Annotated in this window: 20 protein-coding genes and 1 rRNA gene; 14 read left to right on the forward strand and 7 right to left on the reverse strand. The window is 53.2% G+C overall.

The annotated features are described in order from the left end of the window. Positions 1–72: ribosomal RNA gene (rrf, locus tag E3E30_RS06945) — 5S ribosomal RNA — on the reverse strand; the annotation flags it as partial. 211 nt (positions 73–283) lie between these two features. Here rrf and E3E30_RS06950 point away from each other — a divergent pair. From E3E30_RS06950 to E3E30_RS06970, 5 genes are all read left to right on the forward strand, one after another. Continuing rightward, positions 284–1,318 (forward strand): DUF835 domain-containing protein, encoded by a 1,035-nt coding sequence (locus E3E30_RS06950; RefSeq protein ID WP_240922665.1) that lies wholly within the window; start codon positions 284–286, stop codon positions 1,316–1,318. Positions 1,319–1,367: 49 nt separating this feature from the next. Further along, positions 1,368–1,976, forward strand: a complete 609-nt coding sequence (gene scpB / locus E3E30_RS06955; protein WP_167729036.1) for an SMC-Scp complex subunit ScpB — start codon at positions 1,368–1,370, stop codon at positions 1,974–1,976. A 118-nt stretch (positions 1,977–2,094) separates the two neighbouring features. Next, on the forward strand, positions 2,095–3,165 hold the full coding sequence (locus E3E30_RS06960) for an OB-fold nucleic acid binding domain-containing protein (RefSeq protein ID WP_167729357.1): 1,071 nt from the start codon (positions 2,095–2,097) through the stop codon (positions 3,163–3,165). Between the two features lies 1 nt (position 3,166). After that, on the forward strand, positions 3,167–3,544 hold the full coding sequence (locus tag E3E30_RS06965; protein ID WP_042692575.1) for a replication protein RepA: 378 nt from the start codon (positions 3,167–3,169) through the stop codon (positions 3,542–3,544). Then, on the forward strand, positions 3,541–4,347 hold the full coding sequence (locus E3E30_RS06970) for an OB-fold nucleic acid binding domain-containing protein (RefSeq protein WP_167729037.1): 807 nt from the start codon (positions 3,541–3,543) through the stop codon (positions 4,345–4,347). The genes E3E30_RS06965 and E3E30_RS06970 overlap by 4 nt, the downstream gene beginning before the upstream one ends. Here E3E30_RS06970 and E3E30_RS06975 read toward each other — a convergent pair. Genes E3E30_RS06975 through E3E30_RS06990 form a run of 4 tightly spaced genes read right to left on the reverse strand, consistent with a single transcriptional unit; the run spans position 4,332 to position 7,139 of the window. Further along, a complete protein-coding gene (locus E3E30_RS06975) occupies positions 4,332–4,763 on the reverse strand; it encodes a nucleotidyltransferase domain-containing protein (RefSeq protein ID WP_346765908.1) in 432 nt (143 codons plus the stop codon). The two genes, E3E30_RS06970 and E3E30_RS06975, sit on opposite strands and share 16 nt — an antisense overlap. Before the next feature lie 47 nt (positions 4,764–4,810). Beyond that, entirely contained in the window at positions 4,811–5,191 is a 381-nt protein-coding gene (locus tag E3E30_RS06980) for a ribonucleoside-triphosphate reductase (RefSeq protein ID WP_167729358.1), read from the reverse strand. Between the two features lie 5 nt (positions 5,192–5,196). After that, on the reverse strand, positions 5,197–6,030 hold the full coding sequence (locus tag E3E30_RS06985; protein ID WP_167729039.1) for a geranylgeranylglycerol-phosphate geranylgeranyltransferase: 834 nt from the start codon (positions 6,028–6,030) through the stop codon (positions 5,197–5,199). Between the two features lie 47 nt (positions 6,031–6,077). Next, complete coding sequence (locus tag E3E30_RS06990; protein WP_167729040.1) at positions 6,078–7,139, reverse strand: Clp1/GlmU family protein; 1,062 nt, start codon at positions 7,137–7,139, stop codon at positions 6,078–6,080. A 146-nt stretch (positions 7,140–7,285) separates the two neighbouring features. Between E3E30_RS06990 and E3E30_RS06995 the strand changes: the two genes are divergently transcribed. Continuing rightward, positions 7,286–7,750 (forward strand): Lrp/AsnC family transcriptional regulator, encoded by a 465-nt coding sequence (locus E3E30_RS06995; protein WP_042692557.1) that lies wholly within the window; start codon positions 7,286–7,288, stop codon positions 7,748–7,750. On the opposite strand, the gene engB is transcribed toward E3E30_RS06995, so the two are convergent. After that, positions 7,745–8,293: a GTP-binding protein EngB gene (engB, locus tag E3E30_RS07000; RefSeq protein WP_167729041.1), complete on the reverse strand. Its 549-nt coding sequence runs from the start codon at positions 8,291–8,293 to the stop codon at positions 7,745–7,747. The genes E3E30_RS06995 and engB overlap by 6 nt on opposite strands. 92 nt (positions 8,294–8,385) lie before the next feature. On the opposite strand from engB, the gene E3E30_RS07005 reads away from it, so the two are divergent. Then, positions 8,386–9,036 (forward strand): hypothetical protein, encoded by a 651-nt coding sequence (locus E3E30_RS07005; RefSeq protein ID WP_042692550.1) that lies wholly within the window; start codon positions 8,386–8,388, stop codon positions 9,034–9,036. Here the strand turns inward: E3E30_RS07005 and E3E30_RS07010 are convergent. After that, entirely contained in the window at positions 9,033–9,203 is a 171-nt protein-coding gene (locus E3E30_RS07010; RefSeq protein ID WP_042692547.1) for a preprotein translocase subunit Sec61beta, read from the reverse strand. The genes E3E30_RS07005 and E3E30_RS07010 overlap by 4 nt on opposite strands. Positions 9,204–9,333: 130 nt before the next feature. Here E3E30_RS07010 and E3E30_RS07015 point away from each other — a divergent pair, with 130 nt between their 5' ends. The 7 genes from E3E30_RS07015 (at position 9,334) to E3E30_RS07045 (ending at position 15,492) form a co-directional block, all read left to right on the forward strand. Further along, positions 9,334–9,714: a 30S ribosomal protein S6e gene (locus E3E30_RS07015; protein WP_167729042.1), complete on the forward strand. Its 381-nt coding sequence runs from the start codon at positions 9,334–9,336 to the stop codon at positions 9,712–9,714. Positions 9,715–9,761: 47 nt separating this feature from the next. Then, complete coding sequence (locus tag E3E30_RS07020; protein ID WP_167729043.1) at positions 9,762–10,946, forward strand: hypothetical protein; 1,185 nt, start codon at positions 9,762–9,764, stop codon at positions 10,944–10,946. 100 nt (positions 10,947–11,046) lie between these two features. Further along, on the forward strand, positions 11,047–12,273 hold the full coding sequence (gene eif2g, locus E3E30_RS07025) for a translation initiation factor IF-2 subunit gamma (RefSeq protein ID WP_042692542.1): 1,227 nt from the start codon (positions 11,047–11,049) through the stop codon (positions 12,271–12,273). Positions 12,274–12,304: 31 nt separating this feature from the next. Further along, on the forward strand, positions 12,305–12,721 hold the full coding sequence (locus tag E3E30_RS07030) for a PIN domain-containing protein (protein ID WP_167729044.1): 417 nt from the start codon (positions 12,305–12,307) through the stop codon (positions 12,719–12,721). A gap of 108 nt (positions 12,722–12,829) precedes the next feature. Further along, on the forward strand, positions 12,830–13,606 hold the full coding sequence (locus E3E30_RS07035) for an HD domain-containing protein (protein ID WP_167729045.1): 777 nt from the start codon (positions 12,830–12,832) through the stop codon (positions 13,604–13,606). 20 nt (positions 13,607–13,626) lie between these two features. After that, positions 13,627–14,301: a DUF434 domain-containing protein gene (locus E3E30_RS07040; RefSeq protein ID WP_167729046.1), complete on the forward strand. Its 675-nt coding sequence runs from the start codon at positions 13,627–13,629 to the stop codon at positions 14,299–14,301. A 66-nt stretch (positions 14,302–14,367) separates the two neighbouring features. Next, the gene (locus E3E30_RS07045) at positions 14,368–15,492 is read left to right on the forward strand and encodes a hypothetical protein (protein WP_167729047.1); all 1,125 of its coding nucleotides are present in this window, start codon (positions 14,368–14,370) and stop codon (positions 15,490–15,492) included.

Here is a 15,492-nt window from a genome sequence, read left to right on the forward strand (position 1 = left end):
GGGAACGCAGGCGGGCTTAACTTCCGGGGTCGAAACGAGACCGGGTGTAACCCCGCCGCTATGGCCGCCGTGCCGATTCATACCTGTCGTGGCGGGTTTATAAATTTTGCGGTGAATTTTTCGGCATATCCTGTTTTGAGGAGTCATATACATGGGACTCAATGCATAACAACATACGCCAAAGCATGCAGCATTCGTGTTCATAACATCAATGGACAATAATGTGTAACAATGAGGAAAAAGGTTATAATCCCAACTGGGCTAGGGAGTGTAAGTGGTTAGAATGGAGAGCTTGCTACTCCTCGGCCAGATGCTCAGCTTAACGGCCAAAATTGTTGTTGCAGTTTTCCTGCTGAGGGCGTATCGAATTTCGGAGAGGTTCTCATCCCTTCACCTAGGCATCGCTTGGCTGGTGTCCGCTGTAGTCGTTCTCATGGATGCGCTTGGACAGGAAACGTTTGTGGTTATTTTCTACGCTCTTTTTTCTGCGGTGCTCTTTTACGGTTCCCTTCTCTTTCTCATTGAAGAAGGCCAGGTTTCACTTAAACGCCCCTGGATGTGGGCCCTTCCTCCAATCGTTGGGACTGTTTACGGCCTTCTCCTTGGCAACGGCTGGGACTCCCGCGTGGGGATATCCTACGGAGTTTCGGCCTTTTACGTCTTCCTCGCCGGAGTTACCATAGCCTCAGCCGAGGCCGACTTCCCCACGGCAAGAAGGGCTGGAATCGCCTTGGCGCTCTTTGGCCTTCATGAAATGGACTACCCAATCCTTAGAGACGTCTCTTGGTTTGCGCCAATCGGTTTTACCGTAGGTGCGTTCCTAACACTGCTCTCCGCTTATCTAATGGCAAGAATGGTGCTCTCGGAGAGGTTCATCGGGAGGAAACCGACCGTTGAAGTTAAGCCCGGCGTCCAGCTGCTAACACGTGAGAATTATGGTAGCGTCGTGGACGGACTGAAGGACTACCCTGTCCTTGCGTTTCTGAGGGAACCGGCACCGTATCCAGCTTGGACCGGCTACATGCTGACTGCAGTAAGCGGTGAGATGAAGATTCACCCCACAAACCTTGCCAGGATTAGCGAGATAGTGAGCAGATACCTGCGCGAGGCCTCTGCTCAGGGCGTTACGGGCGTTGTTGTCATTGACGGCGTGGAGTTCCTAGTGACCTACAACGGCCTCCAACCGGTTCTCAAGTTCCTCGCGACGCTCCGGGACATGGCGCTTGTGAACAGAGCTCTCCTCCTCGTTTTCATAGAGGAAGGAGCCTGGAACCCCAAGGAACTGTCCATGCTGAGGAGGATTTTCGCGATCGAATGACGGAAGTTTAATAACCAACATCAACGAGACCCCCCAACAGGTGTGAACCATGGGACTGCTGGAGGACAAGGCCCTCGTTGAGGCGGCCCTCTTCGTTTCGGGAAGACCGCTCAGCGTCAAAGAACTGTCGAAGGCCCTCGGGATAAAATCCCTAGACTACCTCGAAAAGCTCATCGAGCTCATAGCGGCTGAGTACGCGGAGAGAAAGAGCGCCATAGAGGTCGTCAAGGTTCTGGGCGACAAATACGTCATGCAGGTCAAGCAGGAGTACAGCCAGAGGGTTATCCACCTCATGCCGAGACCCGACCTGAGGACCGGCGAGCTGAAGACCCTCGCGCTTATAGCTTACCTCCAGCCGATAGAGCAGAGCAAAATCATAAAGCTCCGCGGAAGCCAGGCCTACGAACACATAAAGAAGCTCATCGAGATGGGTCTAATCTACGCCGAGCCCTACGAGAGGACGAAGCTCCTCGGAACGACCCAGAAGTTCGCGGAGCTCTACGGCTTCCCGGAGAACGACCCGGCGATAATCAAGGAGGCCTTCAAGAAGGTTGTCCACGCGGAGTACAGCGACCTCATAGCGAAGCTCGAGGGTAAGGCAGGGGACGAGGGTGCCGAAACTGAGGGAGACAGTTCAGAAAGCGATGGAACTTCTTGAGCTCCCAGTTATCTCTTTTCTTCGATAGCGCAGAAATAATGCCCCTTCTCGCCAAAAGGAGTTCGGAGAACAAAAAGTTTAAATACCCCGAGTCCCAATTACCATCAAGGTGAGTGCTATGGTAGGCCTTACAAAGGAGCAGATAATCAATCGAATCATCCGGCATCGGGGCCTCTCAAAAGAGGAAATCGAGGAGAGGATTGCCGAGCTGGCTAAAACCCACGGAATTTCCGAGCACGCCGCGGCCGTAATGCTGGCCGAAGAGCTCGGCGTCAAGCTCGAGGAGGGAGAGGAGCTCCTTCACATAGCCGACCTCGTTCCGGGAATGAGCAACGTGAACATCGTCGCGAGGGTTCTCAGGAAGTTCCCGCCGAGGGAGTACAAGAAGAGGGACGGCTCGACCGGAAGGGTCGCCAACCTCATCATCTACGACTCCACCGGTCAGGCGAGGCTCGTCCTCTGGGACAACTTCGTTAGCAAGTACTACGACGAGCTCAGCCCCGGCGACGTCATCAAGGTCATAGACCCCCTCGTCAAGGAGGGAATGCGCGGGATAGAGCTCCACGCCAACTACAGGACGAGAATCATCAAGGACCCCGAAGACCCGCGCGTCGAGGAGATACCGCCCATCGAGGAGGTCAGAACTTACAACTACAGGAGGATGAAGATTAAAGACTTGGAGGGCAACGAGCGCTTCGTCGAGCTCAGGGGAACCATAGCGAGGCTTTACAGGGTTATAACCTACGACTCCTGCCCCGAGTGCAGGAGGAAGGTTGACTACGACCCGGCGAGCGAGAGCTGGGTCTGCCCGGAGCACGGTCCGGTCAAGCCCGTGAAGATGGTAGTCCTCGACTTTGGCCTGGACGACTCAACCGGCTACATCAGGGTCACGCTCTTCGGAGACGATGCCAGCGAGTTGCTCGGCGAAAGTCCAGAAGAGATAGACGAGAGGCTCAAGAAGCTCATCGAAGAGGGCCTGACGATGAGGGAAGCCGGCAGAAAGCTCGCGGAGGAAACCTACTACCCGCTCCTCGGCAGGGAGATAATCGTCAGGGGCAACGTCACGGAGGACAAGTTCCTCGGAACGCTCCTCAAGGCCAGGACCTGGGAAGACGTTGATGAGAGGCGCGAGATAGAGCTCGCGAGGAGAGAGCTGAGGGAAGTTTTGAGGGCCTTCGGTGGTGAGTGAAATGGAGGAGATGAGATTTAGGCGCAGAAAGCCCGCCGTCGAGAGGAAGATTGCCGAGATTAGGGAAGACGACACCAGAGTTTCCCTAATCGGCAAGGCCTTCAAGGTTGACAAGCTCGACTACACCTTCTGGCTCGACGACGGGACGGGAGTTATACTCGTCGAGAGCGAGGAGAACGTTTTACCCGAGAACGGCCAGGTCGTCAGGGTCATCGGCAGGGTCATAAGGAGCGAGGAGAGCGTTCACATCTTCGGCGAGGTCATACAGGACTTCAGCGACGCCGATTTGGAGGCCCTGGAGGAGATAAGGGAGCTCGAGAGGAAAGTGCTCCCGAAGGTTGAGAACGTCATCAGCTTCTTCGGAGGTGAGGAGCTATGAAGAAGCGCCTTCCAGCGAGCAGGGTCTACATCAAGGACATCCTCGACGGCTACTACGTCAGGAGCGAAGGTGATTTCGAGCCGAACTACCTCATAACGCGCGACGCCAGAAAGGTCTACCGCGTCAAGGTCGTCGCTACGGTCGTCAGGGAGCCGGTGATAAGCGACGACGAGACCTACGGCAAGTTCCAGATTGACGACGGAACCGGAACTATCTGGGTTCTCGGCTTTAGAGACGACACGCGCTTCATAAGGCTCGTGAAGAAAGGAGACATAGTCCAGATAATCGGAAAAGTGGCTGAATGGCGCGACGACAAGCAGATACTCGTCGAGGGAGTTGCGAAGGTGAGCCCGAACTTCTGGATACTCCACCGCTTTGAAACGCTCCGCGACAAGGTCGAGCACGCCGAGAAGGCGAAGATAGCCTTCGAAATCTACGACCGCTACGGCATAACGGCAAAGGCCAAGGTCATAGCCAGGAACAAGGGCGTTGACGAGGAGCTACTCCAGACGATAGACGAGCTGTACACGATGATGCTTGAGCAGAGGGCCCTTGAGGAAGAGCTAATCGAGGAGGAAACGACCGAGGAGACTGAAGAGACACCGGTCAGCCCGGAGCTTGAGAAGGCGAAGGAAGCCGTCATGAACCTCCTCCGCGAGAAGGGCAAAGCCCTGTCGCACAAGTTCATAGTCAAGAAGCTCTCCAAGGAGTTCGACGAGGAAATCATTGAAGAAGCCATAAGCCAGCTCTTAGCCGATGGAGAAATCTACGAGCCGGAGATAGGCTTCTACGAGCCCCTGTGAAGGAGCTCCCTTCTCATTTCCCTTTCAAAGTGCCTGAAGTCGAGGTACTCTCTAACCGTCAGGTCGTAGAACTCAAGCCATTTCTCCTCGTCCCTGGTGAAGAGTAGCTTTCCGTGGAGAACCCTGTACCTAAAAGCCGGCGGTGCGTCGTTCAAAACCCTGACATCAACCGGGTATTTGAGGAGCAACTCAAGCTCCACCGCGAGCTTGAGCTCGTAGCTGAGAAAGTCCTTGACCTTCTCCGGGTCAACGTACACGGCAACGTCGATGTCCCGATAGAACTCACCCTCAAGGAAACTACCGTGAAGGTAGGCGAATATTATCTCCTCCTTCTCCATAAGGAATTCGATGAGGGCTTTGATGACCTCATCCTTGTTTAGATGTACTCGGAGAACTAAATCCGGGTCAATTCCCACAGGACCACCCAAAGGGGATAAAGGGTCGCAAAGATAAAAACCCATCGTCAGTACTGCTCGCGCATCGTCCTTATCACGGGGTCATGTATCAGCGTCGACGTTATGCTGTCCACCATGCGGAAGAACTCGTCCTTTCCGCGCTCGAGGTCGAGGCTCTCAACCCTAATCAGCTCGCAGTCCTTCCCGAGTATCCACCTGCCGAGGAGAATCTTCTCCCTCCCGTCCTTCTGGAGGTCGAGCCTTATGAGGCCGTAGGGTATATCAGCTGTCCACCAGTTGGCCTTGAAGGTCACCTTCCAGCCCGCTTCTTCAACGACCTTAGCGAGCTCGTTTAGCGTTTTAGACGGGCCGTGCGGGGTCTTGAACGTCAAAACGGTCCAGAGCTCATCGTTTTCAAGCTCTTTAACTATCTCGTCCTTAAACTCCATACTCATCACCTCACGAGCGAAGCTATCATGAAGGCCATAACGGCAAGGAATATGCTTATTTTGAGCAGTTTTTGCGAGCGGTGGGCGGTTTCCCTGTCCTGCGAGCGGAGGATTAGGAGGGCCGAGTATAGGATTATGGCATCGACGGGAACCATTGCAAGGTAGCTGAGACCGACGCCGGCCTTAATCGGCAGGAAGGACGCGATAACCGTCAGGACAGCGAAGAACGCCCCCACGTAGGCGGATTTCTTCTTCCCGATGACTATCGGAAGGGTCCTCGCGCCCTTGGCGAGGTCGCCTTCCACATCCTCTATGTCCTTTATTACCTCCCTCGCGACGTTAACGAGGAACGCACACAGGGCCAGATAACCGGCGAGGCCTATCTTCCCCACCGCTATCGCGCCGTAGAGCGGTGTGGCCCCTGTAAGGCCAGCGACGACGAGGTTGCCGACGAAGGGGAGTGGCTTGAGCTTCCAGGCGTAGAGGAACATCGCGGTGTAGGCGACAACGGCAAGCAGGAAGGCGTAGACGTTTATCAGGGAGGCAAGGACTAGGCCGATGGCGAAGAGAACCATCGCGTACCAGAAAGCAACCCTCCGGCTCATCGCGCCCCTCGGCAGGGGCCTCTCGGGCCGGTTTATCCTGTCTATCTCGTAGTCAAAGTAGTCGTTTATCGTGTTGCCGGCGGAGCAACCGAGAGTGACCACTAAGAAGACGAGCAACGCCTTTACCGGCTCCGGGAAGTGGCCCACCGCCACTATCGAACCCAGCAGGCCGACTACCCCAGCCAGGACGCAGTTGTGCGGCCTCGTTATTTCGATGAAAGCCCTCGCCTCCAAACTACCACCGTCCAACCGTTATGGTTAGTCTTTAAAACCTTATGGGTTCAAAGTTCGTCTCTCCTCAGGAGACCGAGTTCCTCGCCGGTCTCAAGGACCCTCATCCTGCCGAAGCGGAGTTCCCTAACCTCTCCAAGTGCCACCTCGTCGAGCGGGGTGAGCAGTTGAAGCGTTTCGGCGCTGAAGTTCACCCACTTGAGGATTCCAAGGCCGAGACACAGCCCGTCCCCGTCGAGGAGACCCACGAGCAGGTTGCTTAGCCTTTCGAAGTCAACGGCGTGAATCGAGCGGTAGCCCCTTGGGAAGCTCTCCTCGTCGGCCTTGACGACCGTGTAGCGCCCCTCGTTTTCCCAGCCCGCTAAAACGAGCCACCTGAAGGCCCGCGAGAGGAGGGTCTTTTCCCTCTCATCGAGGGGACGGCCGGTGAAGAGCGAAGTTCCAGTTAAAGTGACCTCAGAAAGGCTGAACTCGGCGAGCCTGGCATTGGAGAAGTAGGTTCTCCACTTCTCGAACCTTATCTCCCGCCTCTCCTCCCGCGCAACGGCTTTCGCGTTCTCGCTAACGGTCAGCCTGACGACCTCGCCGTAGGGGCTCAAAGCCCTCGCAAGGGATTCCAGCTCGCCGTTCCGCTCGAGGAGAACTATCAGGTCTGGCCTCACGAGCTCCGCCTTGAGGCGCTTCATCTCGAAACCCGGCCCTGTTACAAAGCCGGTCGTGTCTATCAGAACGATTTCAGCACTCCTCTCAGCGAGCTCAACGAGCCTCTTCACACCAACGGCCATCTCGCCCGTGAACTGGGAAGGGGATACGGTGCCTATAAAGTAGTGCGCGACTCCCTCAAGCTCAGAAAGGCTGGAGAAGTTCTCATCCGGACGGGCGAGGCTTATCGTGGCAGGTGGCAGGATGCCCTTCTGACCCACATCGGAATCAACCACCGCGACGCTCCTCCCAAGGCTGAGGAGCTCGTTGGCCAGAAACGTTACAAGGGTGCTCTTTCCGGCGTCAAGGCCACCGATGACCATGACCTTAACCGCGTCGCGGGACGAGAGTTCGGCGAGGAGTTCAAGCCTGTCGGGCGGGACGTCACGGGTGTAGCTGGCCTTGTTCATGGTTTAAGGTTTCCGCCGGGAGTTAAAAACCTTGAGTCCGGGAAACTTAGAAAAACTTATAAGATGCATCACTCCCAGTGAGAAAATGAAAAGTTAGGTTTGACGTTTATCGCGCTCAAATTGGAAAAACGGTAAGGTGAAGGCTCATGGTTGAGAGGAACACCCTCACCCCGAGGCAGGTTAAGCTTCTAAGGAAGCTCTACGAGGACGGAAAGACCATAGAAGTTCACACCGTCGAGAAGACCCAGGACGAGCTTGCGAGGGAGCTCGGAATAACGAGACAGGCTCTGAGCAACCATCTAAAGGTTCTCAAGGAGCTCGGCTACATAAGGACCGGTAGGGGCTTTATCGATTTGACGGACAAGGCCCTTGAACTGCTCGGCGAGAAGAAGGGCGACGTCTTCGTCTTCGTCAAGATAGAGCCGACCAAGAGGAGGCAAGTCTACGATGCGATAAGGAGGCTCAAGATAAAGAAAATCTACCGCGTCACCGGCGACGTTGATTTAATAATCGAGGCCGACAAGACCAAGCTCGACGAAATCCTTGAGGAGATAGCTTCCCTCGACGGGGTGAAAGAAACCAACACCCACCTCGTTCTGGAGATTCTATGAGCGGATTTTCTTTTCCATCAACCTTCTGAGCTCGTCGAGGTTCTTCCCGAACTTGGCAGAGATTGGAACGAAGGTCTCGGGAATCTCGGAGTAGGGGACGCCGAACTTCTCGGCGAGGAAGTGGACGACCCGCTCGACGTTCTTGACCTTGTCAACCTTGTTGACTGCCACTACAACAGGTATCTCCAGCTCCCTGAGGAACCCGTAGAACTCCACATCTATCGGGATTTCGCCCCTCTTCTCCCAGCGCTCTATAATCTCGGGAGCGGCCTTGCCGTCAACGACGAGAACGGCGAGCTCTATTTTATCGGCGTTGTCCTCGATGAAGTGCACTATCTCGTCCTTTATCCGCTCCTGGACGTGCTTCGGAAGCCCGCTCATGAAACCGAAACCCGGTAAATCGACGATTTTCTTTCCGCGCCACTCGATTTCGACGGGCTTCCTCGTCACGCCGGGCCTCTTACCTCGCCTAACTTTCTTCCCGGTCAGCCTGAATATGAGGGTGCTCTTCCCCACGTTGGAGCGCCCGGCGAATATTATCATCTCTCCTCACCGGGCTGAAGTTCTTTCGGGCCTTTAAAAGGTTTGGCGGAAAGGTTAAGTATGCCGGGAGACAAAATCCAGCGGTGGTGAATATGTCTGAGGAAGCGCGGGCCAACCAGCTGATAAACAAGTTCGTGATTTCCCTTACAGATGGCAAGATACTCGGCTACGTCACCGATATAAACGTCGAGGTTGAGGGCGACCAGTTCTACTTCATCCTGAAGATGAAGGAAGTCGAGAACCTTGGAAAGGGTCAGAGCATATTCACGAGCGAGAAAAAGCTCAAGATAACCCCCAACGACATCGTGAACGTTGGGCCGGACGTCATAATTCTCGGCGACGGAAAGGTGCCTCCGCTGAGGGAAATCGAGAGGCTCCACCAGATAGCGGAGGAGTACAACAACCTGATGGCCGAGCTTGAGGCCAAGGAGAAGCTCATAGAACAGCTCAAGGAAGAAAACTACCGCCTCAAAAGGGAGCTCGACGAGCTACAGCGCGAGCTGAGGAAGTTCCAGGTCATGAAAGACGACTTCGAGCACCTCAAGGAACAGCTGGTGAGGCAGGAAGGCCAGCTCGAGATGGCGAGGGAGTACATAAGGCTCCTCGAGGGTCTCAGGGGCGACATAGACAAGATTAAGGCCGACGTTGAGGCGCTGATTCAGAGACAGCTTGAGGAGGTCGTCAGGGGGATAATAGACGAGGAATTAAACGCGAGGGGATTGAAGAAAACGAGCTTCCTTTAGCCAAAGATGCTCGGACCGAAAGCGTGCAGCAGGAACTCTATCGCAACCAGTATGAGGGTCATCGCTATGACGCCCTTCGGGCTGACCTTTATGGCCCTCGTGTCCTCGTCGAAGAACCTCATCAGCCCCGCTCCGGTCGGCGGAAGTGTGGTCTTTTCCTTCGCCATACTATCACCTGCCCTTGAGTTTTCTCCATGATATTTAAGCTTCACGGTAAGGTTTTTAAACGCTCCGTTCAAGACCGCTCGGGAAAGGGCTCTGCCCAATGAATCCCGCTGATGAATGGAGGTGGGAGGAATGGCCACTTTCAAGCTCGTTATATCGAACCCGAAGACCGGTATAGCGAAGCAGGTTGAGATAACCGGTGGAGAGGCAGAGAAGCTCGTAGGAAAGCGCATAGGCGAGGAAATCTCAGCGAAGGAGCTCGGACTCAACCTCAGGGAGATATTCGGCGACGAGAGCATTCCGGAGGATGCCAAGCTCAAGATAACCGGCGGAACCGACAAGGACGGCTTCCCCATGAGGCCCGACGTCCACGGCCCTAGGAGGGTCAAGATACTCCTCTCCAAGGGACCCGGATTCAGGCCCAGGGAGAAGGGTGAGAGGAGGAAGAAGACCGTCCACGGCAACACCATAAGCCCGAACATCGTCCAGGTCAACCTGAAGATAGTTGCTTAGCCTTTTACTCCAAAACATTTATATTTATATTAATAGTTTTTATTTTGGTGATAATAATGAAACGAGTGCATTTGAAAATACTTACTCTTTTATTCGCAGTGGGAATGATTTTAGTGTGGCTTATTAGCATTGGAAGTATGATTGAAAAATTTCCAATAACAAATGTTCCTAAAATAGAGGGATCAAATTCAACATATGTCTATTATAGACATATTCCCATAGTAGGGATTTTAATAACGACAAAAAACAATTCCCTTGTGACCTTTTTAGAGAATACTCTTGTAGTTACTACTGAACTCGACATAACTCCATCTAAAAAGCAATTCATACTTAAGTATTCTGTTCGTTTTTTGGGAGATAATTATACATTGCGTAAGTTAATACATGAAAAAATTATACAATTAACTCCTATATTTCCCAAAATTCCGAGAGAGTTAGCACAGGATACAAAGCAATCTAAGTGCATGCCACTATATATAGGAAGTACTCCCTACCAAAATTCAAGGGGCGATATAAAAATAACAATGAGAAATATAAGGATAACTACTCAATATTATCCAAATCCAATACCCCAAACATTTGGTGGAGAAATTCCTTGCATCCCCGTTGATACACATGTTGTCACAACCAATACACAAACTAAAATAAAAAATAAACCCTTTGAATCATTATGGATAGATAATAATACTCTTATTATAACAACAAAACCTATAGACTTATCTAGGATAACATATCAAGAGAATCCAATATATAAAACGGTAATTTTATACAACAAAGGAGCATTGTTTGAAATAAATTCAACTGCTAAAAACAGTGATTACTTTTGGGGTACATTACATATAAAACCTGTGACTATTGTTTATCTAAACTCAACAAAATATCAAATCTCAATTTTAAAACTAGTATCGATATCCCCAAACAACATTTATCAAATTAGACAGTCCAACATTAGTCTTATGTACAATAACAATGATGCTATTTACTTTCGCATAGTTAATAATGAAAAATATAGATTCTTAGGATTTAGTCTTCTAATTGGAATATTGTTAATACCCATTTTATTAGGCGGATTATTCGAGAATAACATAGAAAAAAGATTAACCATTGCAATATTTTATATTGTCTTTTTCTTATGTGTTACTAAAAGTTTGGGCAAAACTGAGCCTGCCCTTATTGGACTTTTCAGTTCAGTTCTGTTTATTATTTTTTCATGGTTGGAACAGCGCAGTTAGAATTTTATATTTTTTAATATTCCAACGCTCTTAATCCTAAGAGAATCTTAAGAGATATATTAATAAACGTCCCCGCTTTCTAAGCTTAGGGGTGAGAGAGATGGCCAAGAAGTTTAGGCAGGCCGAGGTTAACATTGGTATGGTAGGTCACGTTGACCACGGAAAGACGACGCTCACCAAGGCTCTAACCGGAATATGGACAGATACCCACAGCGAGGAGCTGAGAAGGGGTATCACGATAAAGATAGGCTTCGCGGACGCGGAGATAAGAAAGTGCCCGAAGTGTGGCAGGTATTCAACCTCTCCGGTCTGCCCGTACTGTGGCGCCGAGACCGAGTTTGAGAGGCGCGTTTCCTTCATAGACGCTCCCGGTCACGAGGCGCTGATGACGACGATGCTCGCTGGCGCCTCGCTCATGGACGGTGCCGTTCTCGTCGTTGCGGCGAACGAGGGAGTCATGCCCCAGACCAGGGAGCACCTGATGGCTTTGCAGATAGTCGGCAACAGGAACATCGTTATAGCGCTCAACAAGATTGAGCTCGTGGATAGGGAGACCGTTATGAAGCGCTACCAGGAGATTAAGGAGTTCGTAGCTGGAACCGTCGCCGAGAACGCCCCGATAATCCCGATTTCGGCACTTCACGGCGCGAACGTTGACGTTCTGCTCGCTGCAATAGAGAAGTTCATACCCACTCCCGAGCGCGACCCGAACAAGCCGCCCAAGATGCTCGTCCTTAGGAGCTTCGACGTCAACAAGCCCGGAACCCCGCCGGAGAAGCTCATCGGCGGTGTCATCGGCGGTTCGATAGTCCAGGGCAAGCTTAGAGTTGGCGACGAGATAGAGATTCGCCCCGGTGTTCCCTACGAGGAACACGGCAGAATCAAGTACGAGCCGATAACGACCGAGATTGTCTCGCTCCAGGCTGGAGGAAGGTTCGTCGAGGAGGCCTATCCCGGTGGACTCGTCGGCGTCGGAACCAAGCTCGACCCCTACCTCACCAAGGGCGACCTCATGGCCGGAAACGTCGTCGGAAAGCCCGGAAAGCTGCCTCCGGTGTGGGACGAGCTCCGCCTCGAAGTCCACCTGCTCGAGCGCGTCGTTGGAACCGAGGACGAGCTCAAGGTCGAGCCCATCAAGAGGAAGGAAGTGCTCCTCCTCAACGTTGGCACCGCCAGAACGATGGGCCTCGTCACCGGGCTCGGTAAGGATGAGGTCGAGCTCAAGCTCCAGATTCCGGTCTGCGCTGAAGTCGGAGACAGGGTTGCCATCAGCAGGCAGGTTGGCTCAAGGTGGCGCCTCATCGGCTACGGTTTCATAAAGGAGTGACCCTTCTTCCCTTTTCTTCCCGGTGGTCGCGATGGCCCATAGGAGAGAATGGCTCGTCCTTCCAGACACCAACTTTCTGCTCGTTCCCGGCCAGTTCGGGGTCGACATAGTTTCCGAGCTTAACAGAATCCTCGACGTAAAGTTCAAAATCGTCGTTCCAAACGTCGTTCTTGAAGAGCTTAACGTCATCGAGAAGAAAACGCGCGGAAGGGATTTGCTCGCTGTTAGAATGGCGAAGAAATTGGCTGAGCGCTTCGAGACCGTTGAAATCGGGGAGTTCGGGAAGAGGCCGATAGACGACCAGATTTACGACTTCGCCGTCAAGAACGAGAGGGTAATAGTCTGCACCAACGATAAGGGCCTGAAGAAGCGCCTCCGCGAGAGGGGTATCCCAGTGGTTTACCTCCGCTCGAAAAAGATACTCGAGCTTGAGGGCATGCTGGAGTAGGGGATTGGGAGAGATACGTCAAAACCGCCCCGCAAACGCCAGCTTTTTTCACCGAATCCCGTTCAAAACCCTTAAATTCTCCCCGCCGTTTGGCCCTTGGGTGGGAGAATGTACACCGAGGAGGAACTTCTGAAGGAGATTAGGGAACTCCTTGACGACGACAGGCTCTTCGAGGCCTACGAGAGAACCTTCAGGGAGTACCACTACTACTTCGACACCACCAACTACATAGTGCTCAACGTCTACCAGTTCAACGACCACGGGCCGGTCCACGTCCTCCTGACGACGAGGAGAGCCTTGGAACTGCTGAGAATCCTCAGGAAGTTCGGAATCCAGACGACGGCCGAGAAGCTCGGTAAACCTTTCTGGTGGAGCAAGTTCATCGTCGCCTTTGGAGCGCTCCTGCACGACATCGGCAACATGATACACAGGATAAACCACTACGAGTTCAGCGTTTTCTTAGCCGAGCCGATAGTTGAGAAGCTCGTGAGGGAGTTTGAAAGGCGCGACCCGCTACTCCTCAAGGCCCTGACGCTCAACGCGATATACACCCACGACGAGCACGTGCCGTGCACGACGATAGAGGGCTCGCTCGTCACGATAGCGGACGGCTGTGACATGGAGGCAGGAAGGAGCAGGCTCGTCCACAAGAAGGACCGCGTTGACATACACGCCGTCTCGGCCCTGGCAATAGAGCGCGTGGAGATAAGGGAGGGGAACGAGAGACAGCCAATACTCATCGAGATATGGATGAAGCACCCGGCAGGAATCTTCCAAGTGGACGAGATTCTGACGAAGAAGGTCAAGAGCTCCCTGCTGGCCGGCAAGGTCAGGCTAAGGATTCACACCGGCAAGGACGGCGAGACCCTCGAAAAGGTTATCTGAGCTCTTCCCAATTTTTCACCATGCTGATTGAGGCCTATCGAGACCTTAAGTACCTCCTCAACAGGGGCTACCGGAAGAGCGTTGCGTTGAACTTCGTGGCCGACCACTACAGGCTGAGGAAGGAGGAGAGGCACCTTCTAGCGAGATGCGTCTTCCCGGATTCCTGGATTGAGGAAGTTAAGCGAAAACTCCTTCGGCCGGATGAGATTAGGGGCCGGGTTCTCGGGGTTGATGGCTTCAACGTTCTCATAACCCTTGAATCGCTCCTCGCGGGGAGGGCTATCCTGTGCGAGGACGGCCTCATTAGGGACTTGGCCTACAGGGGAAAGTACAGACCGCACGGGGAGACCGGGAACAACTTGAGGCTCATTGTCTCGGCCCTGGCGGAGCTTTCACCCGGGAGGGCGGTCTTCTTCTACGGGAAGAACAACCCGGGGAGCGGGGTCGTTAGGAAGCTCACTGAGGAACTCCTTGACGAGTTTGGGGTTCCCGGTGAGGTGAGACTCGTCAAAAGTCCGGACCACGAGCTCAAGGCGTTCGAAACGGTGGCGACTGCCGACGTTGGGGTTATTGAGAAAGCTGGGCATGTCTTCGACCTCGCGGGGTTTGCGGGAAGATTGGCAGGTGCCGGACCTGTCCCGCTTCACGATATTTTAAAAACTTCAAGTTTGCTTGAATCCCTAAAAAAGTTTTAATAGAATGAGCGCGGAGTATATAAAGATGCCCTTTGCTTTTCTGGGCCTAAATCAAAGAGTCAGGAGATGTTTAGTATGAAAAAGTTTGCACTCGCCCTGTTGCTCGTGGCGGTTGTCCTGCTCGCGAGCGGATGCACGGGCTCGGGCGGAACCTCCTCTTCGGAAACGCCCGAAACGACTTCACACTCACAGGGATGGGAGAGTTCAACATCTCAAACGCCCACCTCATCGCAGGGAACGACGGAAACGCCCTCTGAGACACACTCAACCTCTTCCCCCACTCCAAGCCAGACGGAAACCCCCACATCTACCACCCCAACCCCCAGTGAGGAACTGTACTGGACGAACCCCTGGGAGTATTCACCGATAGACGTGAACGGGGAAAAATACGTCATAACACACTACGTCGTCCTCTACAAGGTCAGGCCCAACGAGACGAGCCCGCTCTACGAGTACAGGATTGAGAAGACGGAAAGGAAGACGAACATCACAGTTTACGGAATGGACTTCTCGGGCTCAAAGGTCGAGGTGGGAACCTTTGAGGTGTACGAGTACGAGACCGTCATAACGCCGGTAAAGGCGGCGGCGATGGAGGGGCCACTCACGATAAAGGTGTGGTACACAACGAGGGCAAGCGACGCGTTCATATACCCCTGGGATATGGGCTGGGCTTCGGCCAACTACGGAGAGAACCAGGTTGTTGGCTTTGAAATGGACTACCAGGGAAGACAGCTCCTCTACACCAACCCTATGGCCGTTGGAAAGTCCGCGATTCCCTATATGGGCGGCGACCAGAACATAATGGACGAGCTGAATACCGACCTGATGAACCTCTACTACGGCTGGTTCGCGGTTCTCCACGTGGGAATATGGGCCGACTGGAGCGGCAGAAATCTTCTCGTGCCCCAGAGTGGAACTTGGAGCGATTTCTTCGGCCACGCTTGGAGCTGGGAAACCAAACCGGACGGAACCGTTGAGTTCTCCGGCATTAAGTTCAGGGTCGTCGAGGGCACCTGGAGCTATACCGGGGTTGAAGGGGTTTCAATGACGGGCAAAGCCAGGGTCGCACCGAAGATATTCATTCCTCTGGAAGTTGACGGCCACTTCACCTCCATAGACGAAAACGGGAACCCCCTAACAATCTACGGCTACTTCAAGGTTGAGGAGCTCGACCTCGCGAAGGCCTCTTAG

Origin of the sequence: Thermococcus sp. 9N3, from assembly GCF_012027685.1 — an archaeon.
In the GTDB taxonomy this organism is placed as follows: Archaea; Methanobacteriota_B; Thermococci; order Thermococcales; family Thermococcaceae; genus Thermococcus; species Thermococcus nautili.

Excerpts from the sequence above, each read along its gene's own strand:
- E3E30_RS06950 (WP_240922665.1), top strand. The coding sequence starts at position 284 with ATGGAGAGCTTGCTACTCCTCGGCCAGATGCTCAGCTTAACGGCCAAA.
- scpB (WP_167729036.1), top strand. The coding sequence starts at position 1,368 with ATGGGACTGCTGGAGGACAAGGCCCTCGTTGAGGCGGCCCTCTTCGTT.
- E3E30_RS06960 (WP_167729357.1), top strand. The coding sequence starts at position 2,095 with ATGGTAGGCCTTACAAAGGAGCAGATAATCAATCGAATCATCCGGCAT.
- E3E30_RS06965 (WP_042692575.1), top strand. The coding sequence starts at position 3,167 with ATGGAGGAGATGAGATTTAGGCGCAGAAAGCCCGCCGTCGAGAGGAAG.
- E3E30_RS06970 (WP_167729037.1), top strand. The coding sequence starts at position 3,541 with ATGAAGAAGCGCCTTCCAGCGAGCAGGGTCTACATCAAGGACATCCTC.
- E3E30_RS06980 (WP_167729358.1), bottom strand. The coding sequence starts at position 5,191 with ATGGAGTTTAAGGACGAGATAGTTAAAGAGCTTGAAAACGATGAGCTC.
- E3E30_RS06990 (WP_167729040.1), bottom strand. The coding sequence starts at position 7,139 with ATGAACAAGGCCAGCTACACCCGTGACGTCCCGCCCGACAGGCTTGAA.
- E3E30_RS06995 (WP_042692557.1), top strand. The coding sequence starts at position 7,286 with ATGGTTGAGAGGAACACCCTCACCCCGAGGCAGGTTAAGCTTCTAAGG.
- engB (WP_167729041.1), bottom strand. The coding sequence starts at position 8,293 with ATGATAATATTCGCCGGGCGCTCCAACGTGGGGAAGAGCACCCTCATA.
- E3E30_RS07005 (WP_042692550.1), top strand. The coding sequence starts at position 8,386 with ATGTCTGAGGAAGCGCGGGCCAACCAGCTGATAAACAAGTTCGTGATT.
- E3E30_RS07010 (WP_042692547.1), bottom strand. The coding sequence starts at position 9,203 with ATGGCGAAGGAAAAGACCACACTTCCGCCGACCGGAGCGGGGCTGATG.
- E3E30_RS07015 (WP_167729042.1), top strand. The coding sequence starts at position 9,334 with ATGGCCACTTTCAAGCTCGTTATATCGAACCCGAAGACCGGTATAGCG.
- eif2g (WP_042692542.1), top strand. The coding sequence starts at position 11,047 with ATGGCCAAGAAGTTTAGGCAGGCCGAGGTTAACATTGGTATGGTAGGT.
- E3E30_RS07030 (WP_167729044.1), top strand. The coding sequence starts at position 12,305 with ATGGCCCATAGGAGAGAATGGCTCGTCCTTCCAGACACCAACTTTCTG.
- E3E30_RS07035 (WP_167729045.1), top strand. The coding sequence starts at position 12,830 with ATGTACACCGAGGAGGAACTTCTGAAGGAGATTAGGGAACTCCTTGAC.
- E3E30_RS07040 (WP_167729046.1), top strand. The coding sequence starts at position 13,627 with ATGCTGATTGAGGCCTATCGAGACCTTAAGTACCTCCTCAACAGGGGC.
- E3E30_RS07045 (WP_167729047.1), top strand. The coding sequence starts at position 14,368 with ATGTTTAGTATGAAAAAGTTTGCACTCGCCCTGTTGCTCGTGGCGGTT.